Here is a 19,785-nt window from a genome sequence, read left to right as displayed (position 1 = left end):
CAAGCATGGCAAACAGATGAAGTAGGCAGATGGGTGCATGATTCAACATCTTCTAAATCTGAACAGCCTGTCGAGCGTATCAAATCAAACTACAAAATGCGGCGAAAGAAAAGCCGTCTGAACTTCAACCTTTCAGACGGCATGTTTAGTTGCTTCCAGCTGATATCATTCAACCGCAACCGTTTTCTTCCGCGGCTTGCGACGGCGTTTGCGTTTTTGCGCCTCGCCGTTGCCGCGATGTTCCTGCTGCTGGCGTTGTTGCGCGGCCATGCTCATTTGACTGCGGGTTTCGTCGTCGGCATGTTGGAAGGTTGTCCACCATTGCACGGTATCGTTGTCCACTTCGCCGGCTTGACCGCGCAGCACGAGAAAATCGTAAGCGGCGCGAAAACGCGGCTGGCTTAATAATTTATGCGGACGGGCACCGCGCATATTGTCAAATTGCGGTTGCAACTGCCAGATTTCACGCATGGTGGCGGAAAAGCGTTGCGGCACGCCCCAGCCTTTTTCGACCGTGTCACGCAAAGTAGTGATGGCATCGTTTAAGGCCGGTGCTGATTTTTGGCCTTGCTGCTGATATTCCTGCCAATAAGCGTTAAGCTGCGGCCATAAAATCGCCGCCAATACGAAACCGACCGACACGGATTTGTCGGCGCGCAAACGCTCGTCGGTATTTTTCAGGGCGATGGCAATGATGCGGTTTTCGGCTTTATCGGCGGATTTCAAAGCGGTGAGCAGCGGATGAATATCGTTGCTCACGCCTAAAGTATTGAGCTTTTGCAGGCATTGGCGGGCGTGACCGGAAAACAGCAGCTTCATGATTTCGTCAAACAAGCGCGCCACCGGCTCGTTTTTCAGACGGCCTGCGTATTGCGGAATCGGGGCGGCGGTGTGTCCTTCCACATCAAAACCGAGTTTGCCCGATAGGCGAACCGCACGCAAAATGCGCACCGGATCTTCTTGATAACGCTCCGCCGCGTCGCCGATCATCACCAATTGTCGATCGGCAATATCGCTGACACCTTGGTGAAAATCGAGAATTTCTTCGCGGATGGGATCATAATAAAGCGCATTGCAGGTGAAATCGCGGCGCATGGCATCTTCTTCGATGCTGCCGTAGGTGTTGTCTTTTATGATGCGGCCATGCGCGTTTTGCACGGCTTTGTCACCGCCGCGAAACGTTGTCACTTCAATGGTTTCGGGGCCGACCATCACATGCACGATTTGAAAACGGCGGCCGATGATGCGGCTGCGGCGGAAAATTTTATGCACTTGCTCGGGCGTGGCGTCAGTGGCAACGTCAAAGTCTTTCGGTTCCACGCCCAACAACAAATCACGTACCGCACCGCCCACCACATAGGCTTGAAAGCCTTCTTTACTCAATTGCTTCACCACTTTTTCGGCAGCAAAGCTCAACATATCCGCACTGATGCGGTGTTCGCTATACGGTAAAACCGTTTTTTGCACCGCTTTGCCCGCTTTCGACGGCAAAACTTTGTGCAACCATTTTTTCAACATACTCAAAATTCTTTTCAATTGAGGCCGTCTGAAACGCTGACGGTTGAAAGCAACCTTTGCACAATATTCTGTGGGCAAAGTATTGTGCAAAGGTTTCAGACGGCCTTACATTTAAAATTCAAACTGCAAAACACCTTAAACCGCCGTTTTGCAACAATAATCCGCCATTATACCCGAAACCCTGTTTCCCCCAACAAAATCAGCTATAATATCGGCCTTAACACATTTTACGCGCCTTTGGAGCAACAAAAATGTATCACTACAAATCCGATGCCACCCAATTTTTAGACCAATTGGTTGCCGACAATCCTGAGCTGGAGCAAGAGCGTTTGGCCAACCGCGATTTATTGTGGGATGTCGAACTCAAGCCTGAAGAGCAAGCCGGTTTTGAAGCGGCAAAAGTGGCAAAAAAACCGTATACTTACTACCAAAATTGATGATTCAGACGGCATGGCCACCCACACGCACAACATCGCACCCGAATTGCAGGATTATCTCAACGCCATCGGCGAAGCAGAGCATCCCGTGCTTGCGGCTTTACGCGGGCGCACGACGCATCACCGCTTAGGTAAAATGGCAATTGCGCGCGAGCAAGCGGCCTTGCTGGCTTGGCTGGCGCGTTTGCTCAAAGTGGAAAACTATCTGGAAGTGGGCGTATTTACCGGATACAGCAGCACGGCTATGGCCTTAACCCTGCCCGAAACCGGCCGCATTACTGCCTGTGACATCAATGTAACCTTTACCGACATTGCCCGCGAAGCTTGGCAGGCTGCCGGTGTGGCACATAAAATCAGCCTGCATCTGCAACCTGCTTTGCTCACATTGGACGATTTAATCGCCCAAGGCAAAAGCGGCAGTTACGATTTAGCCTTAATTGATGCCGACAAACCGCCAACACCGCAATATTTCGAACGTTGCCTGCAGTTGGTACGCAGCGGCGGCGTGGTGGCGATTGACAACGTGTTGCTCAATGGCCGCGTGATTCACGAAGCGCCTGATAATGCCCCACCAAGCCTGCATATTTTGCAGCAATTCAACCGCAATCTACCGCACGATAACCGCATTGTGCCGATTACCCTGCCCGTGGGTGACGGCTTAACCTTGTTATTAAAAAAATAAAATGACTACTCCCAAGCTTATCCTTACCATTTTATCCGCACTCATCTTAAGCGCGTGCGCTGCTAACCGGCCTGCTGATTATGAGGGAGAATCCTTCATTCTGCCGGATATTCCGGGCGCGCCACTGCAGCCGCCAAAGGGCATTCCCTATCCGCAACTAAACCAACAAACACAAATTGACCAATTGGGCATTCAGGTGGCGCGTTTAGAGCGCGAAATGGGTACGCTGCAAACGCGCATAGAGCATCTCGAGCGTGTGAATAAAATCCACCCGGCCAAACCGACAGCCAAACCGATTATTACGGTTAAAAAACCGGCCACCACCCGGCGTTTGAATGATAACAAACTCAAAGCGGCTTATCTGAAAAACAACAGTGTCGCCGTCAGCGATGCCGATGCAGTGGCGCTGAATGAAACCCGTCTGTATAACCAGGCCCTGAAATACTACCAACGCGGCAATTATGTGGCGGCTGCAGCGGTATTGCGCGGCGCAGACGGCGGCAACGGCAGCGAAGCGGCGCGCCGTAATATGTATTTGCTGTTGCAAAGCCAACAACGCATCGGCAATTGTGAATCGGTGATTGAAATCGGTGGCCGCTATGCCAACCGTTTCCGCGACAGCGCGCAGGCGCCGGAAGCACTCTTCAGCATCGGTCATTGCCAATACAACATGCAGCAAAAAGACATCGCCCGCAGCACATGGCGTAAACTGATTCAGACTTATCCTGAGAGCGAGGCCGCCAAACGCGCCGCAGTCCGAATTAAACAACGCTAAACGGTTTTCAGACAGCCTTTTGCATTATGCAGGCCGTCTGAAATTTTTATTTTATTTTTGGAGAAAAATCATGGTTCAAGTCGGCATTATTATGGGGAGCAACAGCGATTGGCCGGTGATGCAGCAGGCTGCGCAATTTCTAAAAGATTTCGGCGTGGAATTTGAAGCATGTGTCGTTTCCGCACACCGAACACCGGATTTGATGTTTGAATACGCCGAAACCGCGCGCGAGCGCGGCATCAAAGCGATTATTGCCGGCGCGGGCGGTGCGGCACACTTACCGGGGATGGTTGCTGCAAAAACAACCGTACCGGTATTGGGTGTGCCGGTGCCGAGCAAATATTTACGCGGTGAAGATTCTTTGCTGTCTATCGTGCAAATGCCCAAAGGCGTGCCGGTAGCCACATTTGCGATTGGCGAAGCCGGTGCGGCCAATGCTGCATTGTTCGCCATTTCTTTGCTGGCGAACGAAAACGCTGAATTGGCACAAAAATTGGCAGATTTCCGAGCCAAACAAGAGCAAACTGTTTTGGCAATGACGCTGGAAGATTAAATCATCTTGCTCTAAGATAGATCAAACAGAGCCGTCTGAATGTTCAGACGGCCTTTATTATTTCTTCTCAGGAAAAGTTATTTCAATATTTGACTGCTAGATTTAATTCATGACAAAACATATCATGCCGATCAATCCATCACAGAAAGCATAATATGAAAACTGTTTACCATGCCGCCTATACGCGCGCCGAAGCCCACCACGGCTGGCTGCACAGCCGTCATACCTTCAGTTTTGCCGGCTACCATAATCCCCAACGGATGAACTTCGGTGCCTTGCGTGTCATCAACGATGACCACGTTGCCGCCGGCATGGGATTCGGCACGCATCCGCATCACAATATGGAAATCATCTCTATCCCCTTATCCGGCGATTTGGCTCACCGCGACAGCATGGGCAACGGCTGCGTTATCCGCAGCGGCGACATTCAAGTGATGTCGCCGGAACCGGCATAACCCACAGCGAGATGAACCCCAATCCTGATCAAGACGTCAAATTCCTGCAAATTTGGGTGTTTCCACGTGAGAAAAATGTTACCCCGCGCTACCAGCAAATCACACTGGCAAATGACATTGCACAGCAAGATTTTCAACAAATTCTTTCACCCAATCCCGACGATGAAGGCGTATGGATACACCAAGATGCTTGGTTTTCGCTGGCTAAATTTTCAGACGGCCTCAAAAAAACCTATCAACTCAAGCAAGCCGATAACGGTGTTTACGCTTTTGTGATTGAAGGTCGTGCCAAAATTGCCGGCCAAGAATTGGCAACGCGTGACGGCTTGGGCATTTGGGAAACCGACAACTTTACCGTCGAATCCATCGGCAACAGCGAAATCTTGCTGATGGAAGTACCGATGAACTTTTAATCCGGGCAAAAGAAAGGCCGTCTGAAAATATCTCTGCTTTTCAGACGGTTTTTTTAGAACTGTATTAGATTAACAGTTATCTTGCCCTTTAAAAATGAAGATATAGCGGATTAACTTAACTTTCGCTACGGCGTTGCTGCGCCTTGCCGTACTACTTGACTGTCTTCGACTTGCTGCCTTATACCGAAAATTAAATAAATCCGCTATAACAAACTATAAATTAAATAAAAAAGTACAAAAGAAGCTACTTGAATTTTTTATACTTGAAGTTACCGCTCGTGCAGCTGCTAATTTATTGGAAATTAATCCCAATGCAGCAGCTCTGTTCTATCGCAAAATCCGTCAAGTTATCGCTTACCATTTAGAGCTTCAGGCTGATAAAGTTTTTGGTGGTTCTGGTAAGTTAGATGAAAGTTATTTTGGCGGACAACGCATGGGCAAATGCGGTCGTGGCGCTGGTGGTCAAGTAGCTGTTTTTGGTATTCTAAAACGACAAGCTAAGGTTTACACCATTGTTATTGAATCTAATACAGCCTCAAATATTATGATAACCATAAAATAAATATCTGATTTTTATATAAATTTTTAATCCTTAAAATAATAACAGGCCGTCTGAAATTTCATTTCAGACGGCCTGTTCGCATTGGGCTTTATTTAAAAGCTTAAATCAAACCACTACCCTGCGCTTTTTGTTTGGCTTGGCCAAATTCCAATTTGCTCAATGCCGACAGATAAGCTTTAGCGGTGGCTACCAATACATCGGTATCCGCGCCCTGACCATTCACCACGCGATCGCCACGTTGCAGGCGAACCGACGTTTCGCCTTGGCTTTCAGTACCTTGGGTCACGGCATTCACTGAATAAATCTGCAAAGTCGCTTGGCTTTGTGCCACGCTTTCAATGGCTTTGAAAATTGCATCGACTGGGCCTGAACCATTGGCCGTCGCGCGGTGTTCGCTGCCATTTACGCTGAACACGATTTCCGCAGTCGGCAATTCGCCGGTTTCGGTATGGATTTTTTGCGAAATGAATTTGTATTGTTCGGTCGCCAACGTCATTTCATCGGACACCAAAGCGTGCAAATCTTCGTCGAAAATTTCACGTTTTTTGTCGGCCAGCTCTTTAAAGCGTGCAAATGCAGCGTTGAGTGCTTCTTCGCTGTCCAATTCAATGCCCAATTCGTGCAGCTTGGTTTTGAAGGCATTGCGGCCGGACAATTTACCCAGGCTCAGTCGGTTGGTTGCCCAACCTACTGATTCGGCCGACATGATTTCGTAGGTTTCGCGGTGTTTCAACACGCCGTCTTGATGAATACCCGATTCGTGGGCAAACGCATTGGCACCGACGATGGCTTTGTTTGGTTGAACCGGATAGCCGGTTACCGTCGAAACCAGTTTGGAAGAAGGCACGATTTGAGTGGTGTCGATACCGGTTTCCAAGCCGAACAAATCACTGCGCACTTTCAAGGCCATCACGATTTCTTCGATGGAGGCATTGCCCGCCCGCTCGCCTAGACCGTTGACGGTACATTCCACTTGGCGCGCACCGCCTTTCAGGGCGGCCAATGAGTTGGCTACGGCCAAGCCCAAATCGTTGTGACAATGTGCCGACCAAACCACGCGGTCGCTACCCGGGGTTTTGGCAATCAGTTCGCGGAAAAATTCTTCGGTTTTGTAAGGAATCGAGTAACCTACGGTATCCGGAATATTAATGGTAGTCGCACCGGCTTCAATCACCGCACCACAGATTTCGGCCAAAAAGTCAATTTCACTGCGCAATGCATCTTCACAAGAGAATTCAACATCATCGGTGTATTCTTTGGCGATTTTCACCGCTTTCACCGCAGCTTCCACCACTTGCTTCGGCTTCATTTTCAGCTTGTATTCCATGTGGATCGGGCTGGTTGCGATAAACGTGTGGATGCGTTTGTTCGGTGCAGGAGCAATCGCTTCACCCGCTTTGCGGATGTCGTTTTCAACCGCACGAGACAATGAACAAACCGTTGATTGGGTGATAATTTTAGCAATCGAATTCACCGCATCCCAATCGCCCGGGCTGGCTGCGGCAAAACCGGCTTCAATCACATCGACACCCAATTTTTCCAATTGGCGGGCAATGCGGATTTTCTCTTCTTTAGTCATGGCTGCACCGGGGGACTGCTCGCCGTCACGCAGAGTGGTGTCAAAAATAATTACGCGGTTTGTTTGTGTCATATCATTTCTCTCCAGAGAATCTTGTTTTTGTAAAAAAGCATTCAAATCCAAGCGGCGGCCTTGTGCTTCGGCTAGGGCGGTTAATTTTTGCAATTGCGCCAAAGGCAACGAGCCTCGGGTGCGCCATTTGTAGATGGCAGCTGTGGTTGCGGCATTTTCAGGGTCGTGTTGTTTCAGCGCCTCGGCCAACGCATTCACACCGCCGAAATAAGCGACCAAGCGGTCGATGTCCAGTTGCATGATGTTCCTTGTCTAAAACTTTGGAAATTTTTTAGTTCGGTTGAAAAGCATTATACGCAAATTGGACAAAACGACAATATTTTTTACTTAAAAGCAGATAGTTCTTTTAAAAATACGAAAATTATTATACATATTGTCTAATTTGTTCATTATTAATGAGGCCGTATGAAAAGTATAGTACACTCTCAATCTCTGCAAATATATGTTTTCCCATGAATTCGCTGATTCCTACTTCTCAAGATACCGAAATCGAATGGCTCAACCAAAGCACGCAAAAGCCGCCGAAAAAAGCAGTTTATCTGCACGATGCCAACACCGATACCGTATTAAAAGCTGCCTACGAACACACCGCTACAGTTTGGGCGGGCGATTTTCACCAAGCCAAGCAGGTGTTGGCTGCGGTAAAAAAACGTGTACGCAAACCGAAAAAACCTAGGAAAGTTCCAACAGATATTCAGACGGCCTTTCATACCCACCGCATGCAGCAGGCGCAGCAAAGCCGCGTAATCAATATGTTGGCAGTAGAAATCGGCGCAGGGTTTACGCTGAACATTCCCCGCTCGCCCGACATCCGCCCTGCGCTGTTGGACGTGTTCGGCAAAGAAAATGACCGCGCTTTTTTATTGCCGTTGAATCAGTTGCTCGGTTTTATCGGTGCACATGAATGGCATAAGAAAGGTATTCATCTCGAAGCCTTAGGCGGCAAAATCCACGTACCCTTCGGCGTGTTTTCACCGTTACGCGGCGAATATTTGGACTTAATCGCCAAGGTACCGCTGAACCCAAACTTTCAGACGGCCTTTGACATCGGCACAGGCTCTGGCGTGATTGCTGCCTTATTGGCCAAACGCGGCATCGCCCGCATCACCGCCACCGATACCAACCCGCAAGCCATCGCTTGTGCTGTAAAAAACATCCGTCATCTCGGCTATGAAAGACAAGTTGAAATTCAGACGGTGAGCCTGTTTCCCGAAGGACGCGCCGATTTAATTGTTTGTAATCCGCCGTGGCTGCCCGCCAAACCGACGTCCCCCATCGAAACTGCCCTATATGATACCGATCACGGCATGCTCAAAGCTTTTCTCAACGGGGTGGCTACACATTTAAACGAATGCGGTGAAGCATGGTTGATTATTTCCGACTTGGCCGAACATTTACACCTGCGCCAGCCCGATGATTTACGCTCATGGTTTCAGGCGGCTTCTTTAGAAATCATCGATGTGTTGCATACCAAACCGCAACACGGCAAAGCCTCCAACGCCGACGCCCCGCTTGCTTTTGCCCGCGCGCACGAAACCACCTGCCTCTACCGCTTGAAAGCCGTTTAAAATACGCCATATACAGGCCGTCTGAAGTTTTCAGACGGCCTGAAACCTTTGCAAAACCTCATGAACCAATAAAAACCCAAACAGCCGTCATTCCCGCGCAGGCGGGAATCCATTTTAAAATTTCAGAAACTTATTTTATTCAATGGCTTGCCATGCTCAAAAATGGATTCCCGCCTGCGCGGGAATGACGTCGATTCTTGGTGCCGTGGCTTTTCAGGGAGTTTTGCAAAGGTCTCGGCCTATTTTGTTTTTCACGAAAGCACTCATGAACACTACTCTTACCCGCCCCGATATTGAAAACAGCCGAAGCTACCGTTTAAGCCACCTACTCAAGCGTTATCTTGATGATTATTATCTAGACGGCTTTATCGGACTGTTTCCTGTAGCGGGCGATGTGTTCAGCCAAACATTCAATTTGGTGTTTGTGTATTTCGCTGTTTAAAACCCGCTCGATTCCGCTCACCCTGGTGGTGATTTTCAACAGCCTGCTGGATTTGTTGATCGGTTTGATTCCGGTAATCGGTACGGCTTTGGACTTTTTCCACCGCTCTTACAAACGCAATTTTCTACTGGTAGAAGGCTTCAGCCAAAATAATCCGCAGATTATCCGCAAAGTTCGCGGCCAAGCCATTTTTGCGGTGGTTGGGATTGCGGCTGTGGGCGCGGCTTGTGCTTGGCTGATTCAAAACCTGTTTGTGCTGCTGGAACAAGGCTGGCAGATGCTGCTCAATTGGCTGTAAAACCAGCCTTGTCCATACATCGCTCCAACTTATAACCAAACACCATAAGATAAGCAAAATCGATTCTTTCCTATTTTTTCAGACGGCCTTTAACATGCGGCCTTATCAAAATAAGAAAGAACCCACCATGAGCCATTATCCGATTTTTGCCGATTTGCACGGCCGCACCGTTTTGCTGGTGGGTGCGGGCAAAGTTGCCGAACGCAAGGCGGAAAGCCTGTTGAAAGCCGGTGCCGTTGTGCGCGTGGTGGCGCAAAAGCTGAATCCGGCTTTTCAGGCATGGCAAAGCGAAGGCAGGATTATTTGGCTGGGCGGCGTATTTCACGATTTTTATTTGGACGATGTGTTTTTAGCCGTTGCCGCTACCGATGACCACGGCTTCAACCAACGTATTTTTCATGCGGCTGAAACACGCGGCAAATTTTGCAATACGGTCGATACTGCCGGTTTATGTTCGTATATCGTACCGGCTATTATTGACCGCAGCCCGATTCAAATCGCCATTTCCAGCGGCGGCACCTCGCCTGTGTTGGCACGAAAATGGCGGCAAATCATCGAAACGCTGCTGCCGTTGCATACCGGTAAAATGGCGGCCATCGCAGGCAAATGGCGCAGCCGTGTCAAGGAAAAAATCGACGGCATGGAACACCGCCGCCGTTTTTGGGAACACCTGTTCGACAGCTGCTTTAATACTTTGACCGCACAAGGCAACCTTGACGCGGCCGAAGCCGAATTATCCGCCCAGCTTGACGGCTACCGACCTGCGAAAGGCGAAGTGGTCTTGGTAGGTGCGGGTCCGGGCGATGCCGGTTTGTTGACCATTCATGCTTTGCAGGCGATTCAGGCGGCAGATATTGTGTTGTACGATGCTTTGGTCTCTGATGAAATTCTGGGTATGGTGCGCAAAGATGCCGAAAAAATCAGCGCCGGCAAGCGCGCGGGCTGCCACCATGTGCAGCAGGAAGAAACCAATCAATTATTGGTGACATACGCTTTGCAAGGTCTCCGTGTAGTACGCTTAAAAGGCGGCGATCCGTTTGTCTTCGGTCGAGGCGGCGAAGAAGCGCAGGTATTGCATGAAGCCGGTGTGCCCTACCGCATTGTACCGGGCGTCACCGCCGCTTTGGGCGCGACTGCCTATGCCGGTATTCCGCTGACACATCGCGATTGCGCGCAGAGTGCACTGTTTGTTACCAGCCACAGCAAACACGACGGCGACCAACCCGATTGGCGCACTTTGGCATTGAGCCGCCAAACCTTAGCGATCTATATGGGCACATTGCGCGCTTCAGTCATTGCGGAAAAACTAATTGAATACGGCCGCAGCGAAAACACGCCCGTTGCCGTCATTTCCAACGGCACCCTGCCGAACCAATCGGTGCAAACAGGCCATCTGAAAGATCTGCCGCAAATGGCAGAAAACGCGCCTCCTGCTTTGATGATTATCGGTGAAGTGGTGACACTGCGTGATGAATTGAAATGGTTTCAAGAAGGTAATGCTGCTTGACAAGTATGGGCAACAAATCAAAAAGGCCGTCTGAAAATTCAGACGGCCTTGTGTTTCATAGGATTAGACAGCAATCCATGCTGCCCTGTACCTATTATTTTTTCTTCTGCGCCGGCAAGTCGGTACAAATACCCAACGCCACTTCAGCAGCCATACCGATGGATTCACCCAAGGTCGGATGCGGATGGATGGTTTTGCCGATGTCTTCGGCATCACAACCCATTTCAATAGCCAAACAGATTTCACCGATCATATCGCCGCCATTTGGACCAACGATACCGCCACCGATAATTTGGCCGGTTTCGGCATCAAAAATCAGCTTGGTAAAGCCGTTGTCGCAGCCGTTGGCAATCGCGCGGCCTGAAGCTGCCCAAGGGAAGTTGGCTTTGGTGATTGTGCGGCCTTCGGCTTTGGCAGACAACTCGGTTACACCTACCCAAGCCACTTCAGGCGCAGTGTAGGCAACCCCCGGAATCACGCGTGCATCAAAGAATGCTTTGTGACCGGCACAGTTTTCCGCGGCAACATGACCTTCGTGAACGGCTTTGTGCGCCAACATAGGCTGGCCGACGATATCACCGATGGCATAGATGTGCGGCACATTGGTGCGCATTTGTTTGTCGACTTCGATAAAGCCGCGGTCGGTCACAGCCACACCGGCTTTTTCCGCACCAATCAGTTTACCGTTAGGCGCACGGCCTGCGGCCACCAACACGGCATCATAGCGTTGCGGCTCTTTCGGCGCATTCGCACCTTCAAAAGTCACATATACACCGTCTTCTTTGGCTTCAACCGCCACGGTTTTGGTGTTGATCATGATATTGTCGAAGCGGTATTCATTGGCTTTTTGCCATACTTTTACCAAGTCGCGGTCGGCACCTTGCATCAGGCCGTCCATCATTTCAACCACATCTAAACGTGTGCCCAAAGTGCTGTATACCGTACCCATTTCCAAGCCAATGATGCCGCCACCGATAATCAACATTTTGCCTGGCACTTCTTTCAATGCCAGCGCGCCGGTTGAATCGAAAATGCGCGGATCTTCAGGGATAAACGGCAATTTAGTTACACGGCTGCCCGCTGCGATGATACAGTTTTTGAACGCAACCGTTTTCTTCTCACCGGTTTGCGTGGCTTGCTCGTATTCATCGCTGGTGGTCAACGCCACTTCCATGTGGTTGGGGCCGACAAATTGACCTTCGCCTTGAATCACATCAACTTTACGGCCTTTGGCCATGCCTTTCAGCCCGGTGGTCAAGCGGTTAACCACGCCTTCTTTGTAGGCGCGCAGCATGTCGATGTTCAGTTCAGGGTCAGGATATTTAATGCCGTTGGCCGCTAAGTGGCGTACTTCGTCAATCACTGCCGCATTATGCAACAAGGCTTTTGAAGGAATACAGCCCACGTTCAGGCAGACACCGCCCAAGGTGCTGTAGCGCTCAACGATCGCCACTTTCAGGCCTTCGTCTGCTGCGGCAAAGGCAGCTGAATAGCCGCCGGGGCCGCCGCCCAATACTACTACGTCGTATTCGGCATCAGCAGTACCGGCAAATTGCGCGGCTTGTGGTGCCTGTGCAGATTGTTTAGGCGCTTCTTGTGCAGGCGCTTCGGCTTTAGGAGCCTCTGATTTTGGTGCTTCAGCAGCTGCGCCTTCGGCTTCGATTACCGCAATCAAGCCGCCTTCGGAAATTTTATCGCCGACTTTGACTTTCACTTCTTTCACCACACCCGCAGCCTCGGCAGGCACGTCCATGGTGGCTTTGTCGGTTTCCAAAGTAATCAGGGTGTCTTCCACCGCCACGGTGTCGCCGACTTTGATTTCCACTGCGATGATGTCTACGTTTTCGTGTCCGCCGATGTCGGGGACTTTCAATTCGATTAAGCTCATGTTCAAACTTTCATAATATATAATAGGCCGTCTGAAAAACTGATGTCCGGCATTTTTCCAAATAGCGGCTTATTGTTCCTGCGTTTGGCTCAAAACGCCGGAGTCGACCCGAATACCCAGCAATGCCTCTTTTTTGCTTAAGAAATTCTGCATTTGCTGTACGATATCAATATCCAAACGGCCGGCCAACTCCAGCAGCCACCAGATATTCTCGGCCAATTTGTTTTCCAAACAGTAAGGCGTTTCATCGTAATAACGCCCTTGCCGCGTCATTACCAGCCGATTGAGATTACCGATATCGTTACCCAATGCCAGCAAATCTTCTTCGACCGACCAAACCGAACCGTGATGTTTCTGTTCCAAGCCGTGATAGGCCTAGCGAACCGCACAGCAGCGGCGATATGCTTCTTCCAGTGTCATGAATGGCTTTCTGTTCGTTAATCATGCATGATGCGGATAAATTCAGACGGCCTGCGGTGTCCGGCAGGCCGTCTGAATCTGCCTTACACCAATACGCGGCGGAAGTCGGCCAGCACTTGCGCCAGGAAAGTGGTGAAGCGGCAGGCGGCAGCGCCGTCGATCACGCGGTGGTCGTAAGAGAGCGACAGCGGGCACATCAGGCGCGGCGCAAACTCTTTGCCGTTCCACACCGGTTTGATCTGCGATTTGCATACGCCCAAAATCGCCACTTCGGGCGCATTTACGATCGGCGTAAAGTAGGTGCCGCCGATGCCGCCCAAGCTGGAAATGGTGAAGCTTGCGCCCTGCATTTCCTGCGGTTTCAGCTTACCATCGCGGGCTTTTTTGCTCAGTTCGCCCAATTCCAACGAAATTTCTTTCAGGCCTTTTTTGTCGGCATCTTTAATCACCGGCACCACCAAGCCGTTGGGCGTATCCGCCGCAAAGCCGATGTGGTAGTACTTTTTCAGCACCAGATTATCGCCGTCGAGCGAAGAGTTGAATTCGGGGAACTGTTGCAGCGCTTTAACACAGGCTTTGATGATAAAGGCCAAAGGCGACAGTTTCACGCCTTCGCGCTCCCACTCTTTGTTGAGCTGTTTGCGGAATTCTTCCAGCTCGGTCATGTCGGCATCGTCGTGTTGGGTCACGTGCGGAATCATCACCCAGTTGCGCGACAGGTTTTGGCCGGAAATTTTCTTGATGCGCGACAACTCTTTTACTTCAACCGAACCAAATTTGCTGAAGTCCACTTTCGGCCATGGCAACAAGTCCAAACCGCCGCCCAAAGAAGCACCGGCTGCAGCAGGAGCCGCTTTGCCCGCACCGCCTTGCATAGCGGCTTTGACGAATGCTTTAATGTCGTCGCCAACAATACGGCCTTTCAAGCCGGTACCTTTTACTTGGCCCAAGTCCACACCCAGTTCACGCGCCAATTTACGCGTTGAAGGACCTGCGTGTGCTTTGGCAAAAGCGGCTTCATCAACCGGTGTGCTGCCGAAAGCGGCAACCGGTGCAGGAGCAGCAGTAGGTGCAGGAGCAGCTGCTGCTTTAGGGGCTTCTTGGGCAGGGGCAGCTTCAGCGGCTTTAGGTGCTGCGGCAGCAGGTGCGCCACCGGCAACTTCAACTTCAATAATTGCCGAACCTTCAGATACTTTGTCGCCAACTTTAATCAACACAGATTTCACCACACCCGCAACAGTAGATGGCACATCCATAGTCGCTTTGTCGGTTTCCAACGTAATAAGCGTGTCGTCTTCGGCCACGGTGTCGCCGGCTTTGATTTCAACGGCAATGACATCAACATTTTCATGACCGCCGATATCCGGCACAGCTACGGTTACCGTACCACCGGCAGCGGCAGGTGCAGCGGCTTGAGCCGGGGCAGCGGCAGGCGCTTCTGTTTTGGCTTCTTCAGCTTTAGGCGCTTCGGCAGCCGCCGGTTTTTCTTCAGTAGCCTCAGCACCGGTATCTACCAGCAAAATCACGCCGCCTTCGGAAATTTTGTCGCCAACGCTTACTTTTACTTCTCTCACCACACCTGCGGCATCAGCAGGTACATCCATGGTGGCTTTGTCAGTTTCCAAAGTAATCAGGGTATCGTCAACGGCGATGGTGTCGCCGGCTTTAACTTCTACGGCAATAATGTCCACGTTTTCGTGGCCACCGATATCGGGTACTTTAATTTCTACGATTTGACTCATCGTTTTATTCCTTAGTTGTGCTGCAACGCTTATCGTCGCAGTAAGGTTTTTTTGAAACAGATACGTTTGTTTTCAGACGGCCTCAAATCATAAGGCCGTCTGAAACAACAGCCTTACATGTTTGACGCTTGATTTTGAATAAGAACAGACACTCAAAATCTTTTTTCAGACGGCCTTATGATTTGGCCGTCTGAAACTTTTTAGCGTTTCCAGCTTGGTGCGGTATCGGTAGCGATACCGTATTTTTCAATGGCTTTCTGTACGGTTTCTTTGCTTACTTTACCTTCATCGGCCAAGGCAGCCAAAGCGGTAACGGCTACGTTGTAGCGGTCAACTTCAAAGAAGCGGCGCAGATTTGCACGGCTGTCGGAACGGCCGAAACCGTCGGTACCCAACACGTGGAAGCCATTCGGAATGTAGGCGCGGATGCGTTCTGCAAAGCTGCGGATGTAGTCGGTAGCGGCAACGACCGGACCTTCATGGCCTTTCAATTGTTGCGCCACAAACGGCACTTTGGCTTCTTCCAGCGGATGCAGACGGTTGTAGCGTTCTACTTCCATGGCATCGCGGTGCAACTCGTTGAACGAAGGGCAAGACCAAACGTTGGCTTCGACACTGAAATCTTCTTTCAGCAATTTCGCACCGGCAATCACTTCTTGCAAAATGGTACCCGAACCCATCAATTGAACTTTCTTGTCGGATTTGCCGCCTTCTTCCAGCAAATACATACCTTTCAAGATTTCTTGTTCAATGCCTTTGCGTTGCGGCAAGGCTGGGTGGGTGTAGTTTTCGTTCATCAACGTCAGGTAGTAGAACACGTCTTCGTTTTCTACATACATGCGGCGCAATGCATCATGAATAATTACGGCCAATTCGTATTGGAAAGTAGGATCGTAAGATACGCAGTTTGGAATCAAATCGGCTTGGATTTGGCTGTGGCCGTCTTCGTGTTGCAAGCCTTCACCGTTCAAGGTCGTACGACCGGCAGTACCGCCCAACAAGAAGCCGCGTGCGTGCATATCACCGGCAGCCCATGCCAAGTCGCCAACGCGTTGGAAACCGAACATTGAGTAGTAGATGTAGAACGGAATCATGGCATAGCGGCTGTTGGCGTATGAAGTTGCCGCAGCAATCCAGTCTGCCATCGCACCCGGTTCGTTAATGCCTTCCTGCAGAATCTGACCGTCAACCGACTCTTTATAGAACATCAACTGGTCTTTATCTTGCGGCGTGTATTGTTGGCCTTTAGGGTTCCAAATGCCGTATTGGCGGAACATGCCTTCCATACCGAAGGTACGGCTTTCATCCGGCACAATCGGTACTACGCGTTTGCCGATTTGTTTGTCTTTCAACAAGGTTGACAAGATACGCACAAACGCCATGGTAGTCGAGAATTCGCGATCGCCGCTTGATTGCAATTGACCGTCAAACGCGCTCAACTCAGGAATCGGCAAGGCTTCGTTGTTCGGATTGCGTTGCGGCAGGTAACCACCCAAGGCGTTACGGCGTTCGCGCAAGTATTTCATTTCTTCGCTGTCTTCAGCAAAGCGGTAGTATGGCAAGTCGCCGCTGTCGATTTGCTCGTCGGTCACATCGATGCCGAAACGGTCACGGAATTGTTTCAACGATTTCACGTCCATTTTTTTGGCTTGGTGGGCAACGTTTTGACCTTCACCGGAAGCACCCATACCGTAGCCTTTGATGGTTTTCGCCAAAATCACAGTCGGACGGCCACCGGCGTTGTTTACCGCTTCATAGTAAGCCGCATAAACTTTGTGCGGATCGTGACCGCCGCGGTTCAAAGCCCAAACTTCTTCGTCAGACATGTTGGCAATCAAGGCTTTTAATTCAGGCGTATTGAAGAAATGCTCGCGCACATACGCACCGTCTTTAGATTTGTAGGTTTGGTAGTCGCCGTCCAACACTTCTTCCATGCGTTGTTTCAATGCATTGGTGGTGTCTCGCGCCAACAAGGCATCCCATTTGCTGCCCCAAATCACTTTCAGTACGTTCCAACCGGCACCGCGGAAGTTCCCTTCCAATTCCTGGATAATTTTACCGTTACCGCGTACCGGACCGTCCAAGCGTTGCAAGTTACAGTTGATGACGAAAATCAGATTGTCCAAACCTTCGCGGGCTGCCAATGCGATGGCGCCTTGAGATTCCGGTTCATCCATCTCACCGTCGCCGCAGAATACCCAAACTTTACGGCCTTTGGTTTTGCTCAAGCCGCGTGAATCCAAGTATTTTAAAAAACGCGCTTGGTAAATCGCCATCAATGGACCCAAGCCCATCGATACGGTAGGGAATTGCCAGAAATCAGGCATCAAGTGCGGGTGTGGGTAAGAAGGAATACCTTTACCGTCCACTTCTTGACGGAAATGGTCCAGTTGTTCTTGAGTCAAACGGCCTTCAACGAATGCACGTGCATAAATACCCGGCGCAGCGTGGCCTTGGAAGAAAATCAAATCGCCTTCTTCGCCTTCGCCTTTAGCGCGCCAGAAGTGGTTGAAACCTACGTCATACAGCGTGGCAGCTGATTGGAAAGATGCGATATGGCCACCCAATTCCAAATCTTTTTTACCTGCACGCAACACCATGGCAGCTGCATTCCAACGGATTGCCGAGCGGATGCGGTGTTCCAATTCATGGTTACCCGGAGATTTCTGCTCTTTACCCACCGGAATGGTATTCAAGTAAGCAGTGGTGGCGTCAAACGGCATATGAACGCCGCGACGACGGGTGTATTTCACCAGATTTTCCAGCAGGAAGTGGGCGCGTTCGGTGCCTTCAGTTTCTAAAACCGAGCTTAATGCATCCAACCATTCCTGTGTTTCAATCGGATCTACATCGTGCAATTGAGTGGACATATCAGTATCCTTATATTGGGTTACAAACACCGACATCGAAGTATCGGTTCGAGTCAATTCGTATATTTTCAATTTAGAAAACCTGATTTTCAAAATCGAATATTCAAGTGAAATAATATGACGGATTTACCGTCCAAATATCTGATTTACAGGCAGAATTTACCAATGCTACTTTATGACAGCATTTGTCAAAACTTACCCTACTTAAAAAGACGCCTTAAATCGTATCAGTATTTATGCCGACTGGCAAACCAATCCGATGAATTATTCAATAAAAATCAAAATTTTTGAGTCTGAACATTTGTGCAATTTTCTAAAAAATTCATAATCGAAATAAATCGAATATTTTATTTTCAATTCAAGCATTGAAACCATCATTTAAGAAAAAGAGTGCCTTCACTTTGGCTCTCATTTTGCAAGCAAAAAAGCGTAAAGATTTAAATAGATAAAATTTTCATTTGTATGCCAAACAAATCAAGGCCGTCTGAAAACCTGTTGGCTTTCAGACGGCCTTGTACATCTGCTTGAGATGAAACCAGTCATATCGCGAGCTTATTCTTCTTCGCGACGCGGACGTTTCAGTAAAATCCGTACCGCACCATCATTCCCTTGACGTGGCTCGACATAAGCCAACACATCCGGATGTTGCATTAACCAGCGGCGGGTCAGGTTTTTCAAAACAGGTTTATAACCCGCCGAACCCAACCCACTGCCATGCACGATTTCACCGCATACGCCGCGCTTTTTGGTAAATTCGATAAATTCGTTCAACACTTGCTGCGCTTCTTCCTGCGTGTAACCGTGCAAATCCACATCAGCCACCACCGGATAATGGCCGTTGCGCAGGCGTTGGATGTCATTTTTGCCTTGGCCGTTTTTACTGAAGGTGGCCGGCGGCTCATCCCAACCACCTTGGCCGACATAGAAATAATCTTCTTCCGCCAAATCGTTTTCCGCTTTCGGACGCGGTTTGATGGTGGTTTTCGGACGAGGTGCTTCATAGCGTTGCGAATTTTTCAAAGGCGTCACGGCACCGGCCGCCTTGGCAAAATCAACCTGCTCCTCTTCACGCTTTTTTGCTTCCACCGCTTCGATTTTACGCTGCTCGGCTTCTTTTTTCGCTTGTTTGCCCAAAGCTTTTAATGTGGCTTGAAAATCCATACTCATTTGATGTTCCTTATTTTATTTCAGACGGCCTGTTTTGTAAGGTGTTTGCAATAAGGCCGTCTGAAAAGTCTGTTTCAATGATTGCCATGTGCGGACATCTTGAATAATTTCATCCCCGAAATCTACATCGGCAATCATTTCGGCAATGATTTTCGCTGCGGATTCGGGCGAACTCAATTCCTGCTTAGCATGAAGTTGCTGGAAACGCGGCAAAATCGGAAAGTCATCACCGTCTTGAGCCCGAATCTGCGCCTGCATGTCGGTATCGACCACACCGGGCGCAATACTGCACACCTTCACATTGTAGTGATTTTCCGCTTCCACACAGCGTACATGATGATCTAAAGCCGCTTTGGCCGCACCATAAATACTCCAACCCTGATAAGCATTGCGCCCTGCGCCGCTGCTGATGTGCACCATTTTAACCGTCTGGCTTTCTGCTTTTACCGCCAAAACATGGTTGCTTAACAATAAAGGCGCAGTAATGTTCAAACTCACCGCTGCCGCAATTTCAGACGGCCTCTGCCTGCCACATATCGCGCTTGGCGGAACCGTACCGGCATTATTAATCAGCACCAACTCATCGGCATCCTGCATAAAACCTTCAATCTCACCGGTTTGCAGCCATGTGTTTAATTTTTCCGTGTCGGCCAAATCCAACGCCGCTTGCTGCAAACCGTTTTGTGCAGGCAATCCGCGTCGGGTAATCCCCAATACGGCCGCACCGGTATTCAAATAATGTGCGGCCAAGGCTTTGCCTAAACCGCTTGAGTGTCCGGTGGTGATGATTTTTTGGCGCATGACAGGTTCCGTTTGAGGTATTCAAAGTAGCAATAT

The 19,785-nt window shown here is 49.8% G+C and carries 18 protein-coding genes and 1 pseudogene; 11 read left to right on the top strand and 8 right to left on the bottom strand.

Annotated elements, in window-relative coordinates; translation table 11 throughout:
- Positions 1–165: 165 nt before the first annotated feature.
- Positions 166–1,518 (bottom strand): polynucleotide adenylyltransferase PcnB, encoded by a 1,353-nt coding sequence (locus ACFPVS_RS02060; protein WP_096295275.1) that lies wholly within the window; start codon positions 1,516–1,518, stop codon positions 166–168.
- A gap of 251 nt (positions 1,519–1,769) precedes the next feature.
- Between ACFPVS_RS02060 and ACFPVS_RS02055 the strand changes: the two genes are divergently transcribed.
- The 7 genes and pseudogenes from ACFPVS_RS02055 to ACFPVS_RS02025 form a co-directional block, all read left to right on the top strand.
- Entirely contained in the window at positions 1,770–1,955 is a 186-nt protein-coding gene (locus tag ACFPVS_RS02055) for a DUF3460 family protein (RefSeq protein ID WP_096295276.1), read from the top strand.
- Positions 1,956–1,968: 13 nt separating this feature from the next.
- Positions 1,969–2,637: a class I SAM-dependent methyltransferase gene (locus ACFPVS_RS02050; protein WP_096295277.1), complete on the top strand. Its 669-nt coding sequence runs from the start codon at positions 1,969–1,971 to the stop codon at positions 2,635–2,637.
- 1 nt (position 2,638) lies between these two features.
- Complete coding sequence (locus ACFPVS_RS02045) at positions 2,639–3,412, top strand: tetratricopeptide repeat protein (RefSeq protein ID WP_096295278.1); 774 nt, start codon at positions 2,639–2,641, stop codon at positions 3,410–3,412.
- Positions 3,413–3,482: 70 nt separating this feature from the next.
- Complete coding sequence (purE, locus tag ACFPVS_RS02040; RefSeq protein ID WP_123803710.1) at positions 3,483–3,965, top strand: 5-(carboxyamino)imidazole ribonucleotide mutase; 483 nt, start codon at positions 3,483–3,485, stop codon at positions 3,963–3,965.
- A 155-nt stretch (positions 3,966–4,120) separates the two neighbouring features.
- Entirely contained in the window at positions 4,121–4,420 is a 300-nt protein-coding gene (locus ACFPVS_RS02035; protein WP_232507383.1) for a pirin family protein, read from the top strand.
- A gap of 11 nt (positions 4,421–4,431) precedes the next feature.
- Entirely contained in the window at positions 4,432–4,833 is a 402-nt protein-coding gene (locus ACFPVS_RS02030) for a pirin family protein (RefSeq protein ID WP_232507384.1), read from the top strand.
- A gap of 205 nt (positions 4,834–5,038) precedes the next feature.
- Positions 5,039–5,380 (top strand): annotated as a pseudogene (locus ACFPVS_RS02025) (IS1595 family transposase); the annotation flags it as partial.
- 115 nt (positions 5,381–5,495) lie between these two features.
- Here ACFPVS_RS02025 and ACFPVS_RS02020 read toward each other — a convergent pair.
- Entirely contained in the window at positions 5,496–7,286 is a 1,791-nt protein-coding gene (locus ACFPVS_RS02020; protein WP_096295279.1) for a 2-isopropylmalate synthase, read from the bottom strand.
- Between the two features lie 212 nt (positions 7,287–7,498).
- Between ACFPVS_RS02020 and ACFPVS_RS02015 the strand changes: the two genes are divergently transcribed.
- From ACFPVS_RS02015 to cysG, 4 genes are all read left to right on the top strand, one after another.
- Positions 7,499–8,614, top strand: a complete 1,116-nt coding sequence (locus ACFPVS_RS02015; RefSeq protein WP_123803711.1) for a methyltransferase — start codon at positions 7,499–7,501, stop codon at positions 8,612–8,614.
- A gap of 265 nt (positions 8,615–8,879) precedes the next feature.
- Entirely contained in the window at positions 8,880–9,056 is a 177-nt protein-coding gene (locus ACFPVS_RS02010) for a DUF4112 domain-containing protein (RefSeq protein ID WP_148083939.1), read from the top strand.
- On the top strand, positions 9,037–9,354 hold the full coding sequence (locus tag ACFPVS_RS02005) for a DUF4112 domain-containing protein (protein WP_157742733.1): 318 nt from the start codon (positions 9,037–9,039) through the stop codon (positions 9,352–9,354). Before ACFPVS_RS02010 ends, ACFPVS_RS02005 begins: the two co-directional genes overlap by 20 nt.
- Positions 9,355–9,481: 127 nt before the next feature.
- Entirely contained in the window at positions 9,482–10,861 is a 1,380-nt protein-coding gene (cysG, locus tag ACFPVS_RS02000; RefSeq protein WP_096296117.1) for a siroheme synthase CysG, read from the top strand.
- Positions 10,862–10,955: 94 nt separating this feature from the next.
- Here the strand turns inward: cysG and lpdA are convergent, their stop codons facing one another.
- From lpdA to ACFPVS_RS01970, 6 genes are all read right to left on the bottom strand, one after another.
- Positions 10,956–12,749, bottom strand: a complete 1,794-nt coding sequence (lpdA, locus tag ACFPVS_RS01995) for a dihydrolipoyl dehydrogenase (RefSeq protein ID WP_378595281.1) — start codon at positions 12,747–12,749, stop codon at positions 10,956–10,958.
- 69 nt (positions 12,750–12,818) lie between these two features.
- Positions 12,819–13,112, bottom strand: a complete 294-nt coding sequence (locus ACFPVS_RS01990; protein ID WP_232507385.1) for a nucleoside triphosphate pyrophosphohydrolase family protein — start codon at positions 13,110–13,112, stop codon at positions 12,819–12,821.
- Positions 13,113–13,252: 140 nt separating this feature from the next.
- Positions 13,253–14,911, bottom strand: coding sequence for a dihydrolipoyllysine-residue acetyltransferase (aceF, locus tag ACFPVS_RS01985; protein WP_096295281.1), 1,659 nt, complete (start codon positions 14,909–14,911; stop codon positions 13,253–13,255).
- 200 nt (positions 14,912–15,111) lie between these two features.
- Entirely contained in the window at positions 15,112–17,781 is a 2,670-nt protein-coding gene (gene aceE, locus ACFPVS_RS01980) for a pyruvate dehydrogenase (acetyl-transferring), homodimeric type (protein WP_096295282.1), read from the bottom strand.
- A 552-nt stretch (positions 17,782–18,333) separates the two neighbouring features.
- Positions 18,334–18,948: a Smr/MutS family protein gene (locus ACFPVS_RS01975; protein WP_096295283.1), complete on the bottom strand. Its 615-nt coding sequence runs from the start codon at positions 18,946–18,948 to the stop codon at positions 18,334–18,336.
- 15 nt (positions 18,949–18,963) lie between these two features.
- Complete coding sequence (locus ACFPVS_RS01970) at positions 18,964–19,749, bottom strand: SDR family NAD(P)-dependent oxidoreductase (protein WP_096295284.1); 786 nt, start codon at positions 19,747–19,749, stop codon at positions 18,964–18,966.
- Between the last annotated feature and the right edge of the window lie 36 nt (positions 19,750–19,785).

Origin of the sequence: Neisseria weixii, from assembly GCF_042658245.1 — a bacterium.
GTDB lineage: Bacteria > Pseudomonadota > Gammaproteobacteria > Burkholderiales > Neisseriaceae > Neisseria > Neisseria weixii.
This window is presented reverse-complemented; position numbering and strand designations above follow the sequence as displayed.

What these genes read in the sequence shown, in the direction of transcription:
- ACFPVS_RS02060 (WP_096295275.1), bottom strand. Translation starts at nt 1,518, where the DNA reads ATGTTGAAAAAATGGTTGCACAAAGTTTTGCCGTCGAAAGCGGGCAAA.
- ACFPVS_RS02055 (WP_096295276.1), top strand. Translation starts at nt 1,770, where the DNA reads ATGTATCACTACAAATCCGATGCCACCCAATTTTTAGACCAATTGGTT.
- ACFPVS_RS02050 (WP_096295277.1), top strand. Translation starts at nt 1,969, where the DNA reads ATGGCCACCCACACGCACAACATCGCACCCGAATTGCAGGATTATCTC.
- ACFPVS_RS02045 (WP_096295278.1), top strand. Translation starts at nt 2,639, where the DNA reads ATGACTACTCCCAAGCTTATCCTTACCATTTTATCCGCACTCATCTTA.
- purE (WP_123803710.1), top strand. Translation starts at nt 3,483, where the DNA reads ATGGTTCAAGTCGGCATTATTATGGGGAGCAACAGCGATTGGCCGGTG.
- ACFPVS_RS02035 (WP_232507383.1), top strand. Translation starts at nt 4,121, where the DNA reads ATGAAAACTGTTTACCATGCCGCCTATACGCGCGCCGAAGCCCACCAC.
- ACFPVS_RS02030 (WP_232507384.1), top strand. Translation starts at nt 4,432, where the DNA reads ATGAACCCCAATCCTGATCAAGACGTCAAATTCCTGCAAATTTGGGTG.
- ACFPVS_RS02020 (WP_096295279.1), bottom strand. Translation starts at nt 7,286, where the DNA reads ATGCAACTGGACATCGACCGCTTGGTCGCTTATTTCGGCGGTGTGAAT.
- ACFPVS_RS02015 (WP_123803711.1), top strand. Translation starts at nt 7,499, where the DNA reads ATGAATTCGCTGATTCCTACTTCTCAAGATACCGAAATCGAATGGCTC.
- ACFPVS_RS02010 (WP_148083939.1), top strand. Translation starts at nt 8,880, where the DNA reads ATGAACACTACTCTTACCCGCCCCGATATTGAAAACAGCCGAAGCTAC.
- cysG (WP_096296117.1), top strand. Translation starts at nt 9,482, where the DNA reads ATGAGCCATTATCCGATTTTTGCCGATTTGCACGGCCGCACCGTTTTG.
- lpdA (WP_378595281.1), bottom strand. Translation starts at nt 12,749, where the DNA reads ATGAGCTTAATCGAATTGAAAGTCCCCGACATCGGCGGACACGAAAAC.
- aceF (WP_096295281.1), bottom strand. Translation starts at nt 14,911, where the DNA reads ATGAGTCAAATCGTAGAAATTAAAGTACCCGATATCGGTGGCCACGAA.
- aceE (WP_096295282.1), bottom strand. Translation starts at nt 17,781, where the DNA reads ATGTCCACTCAATTGCACGATGTAGATCCGATTGAAACACAGGAATGG.
- ACFPVS_RS01975 (WP_096295283.1), bottom strand. Translation starts at nt 18,948, where the DNA reads ATGAGTATGGATTTTCAAGCCACATTAAAAGCTTTGGGCAAACAAGCG.
- ACFPVS_RS01970 (WP_096295284.1), bottom strand. Translation starts at nt 19,749, where the DNA reads ATGCGCCAAAAAATCATCACCACCGGACACTCAAGCGGTTTAGGCAAA.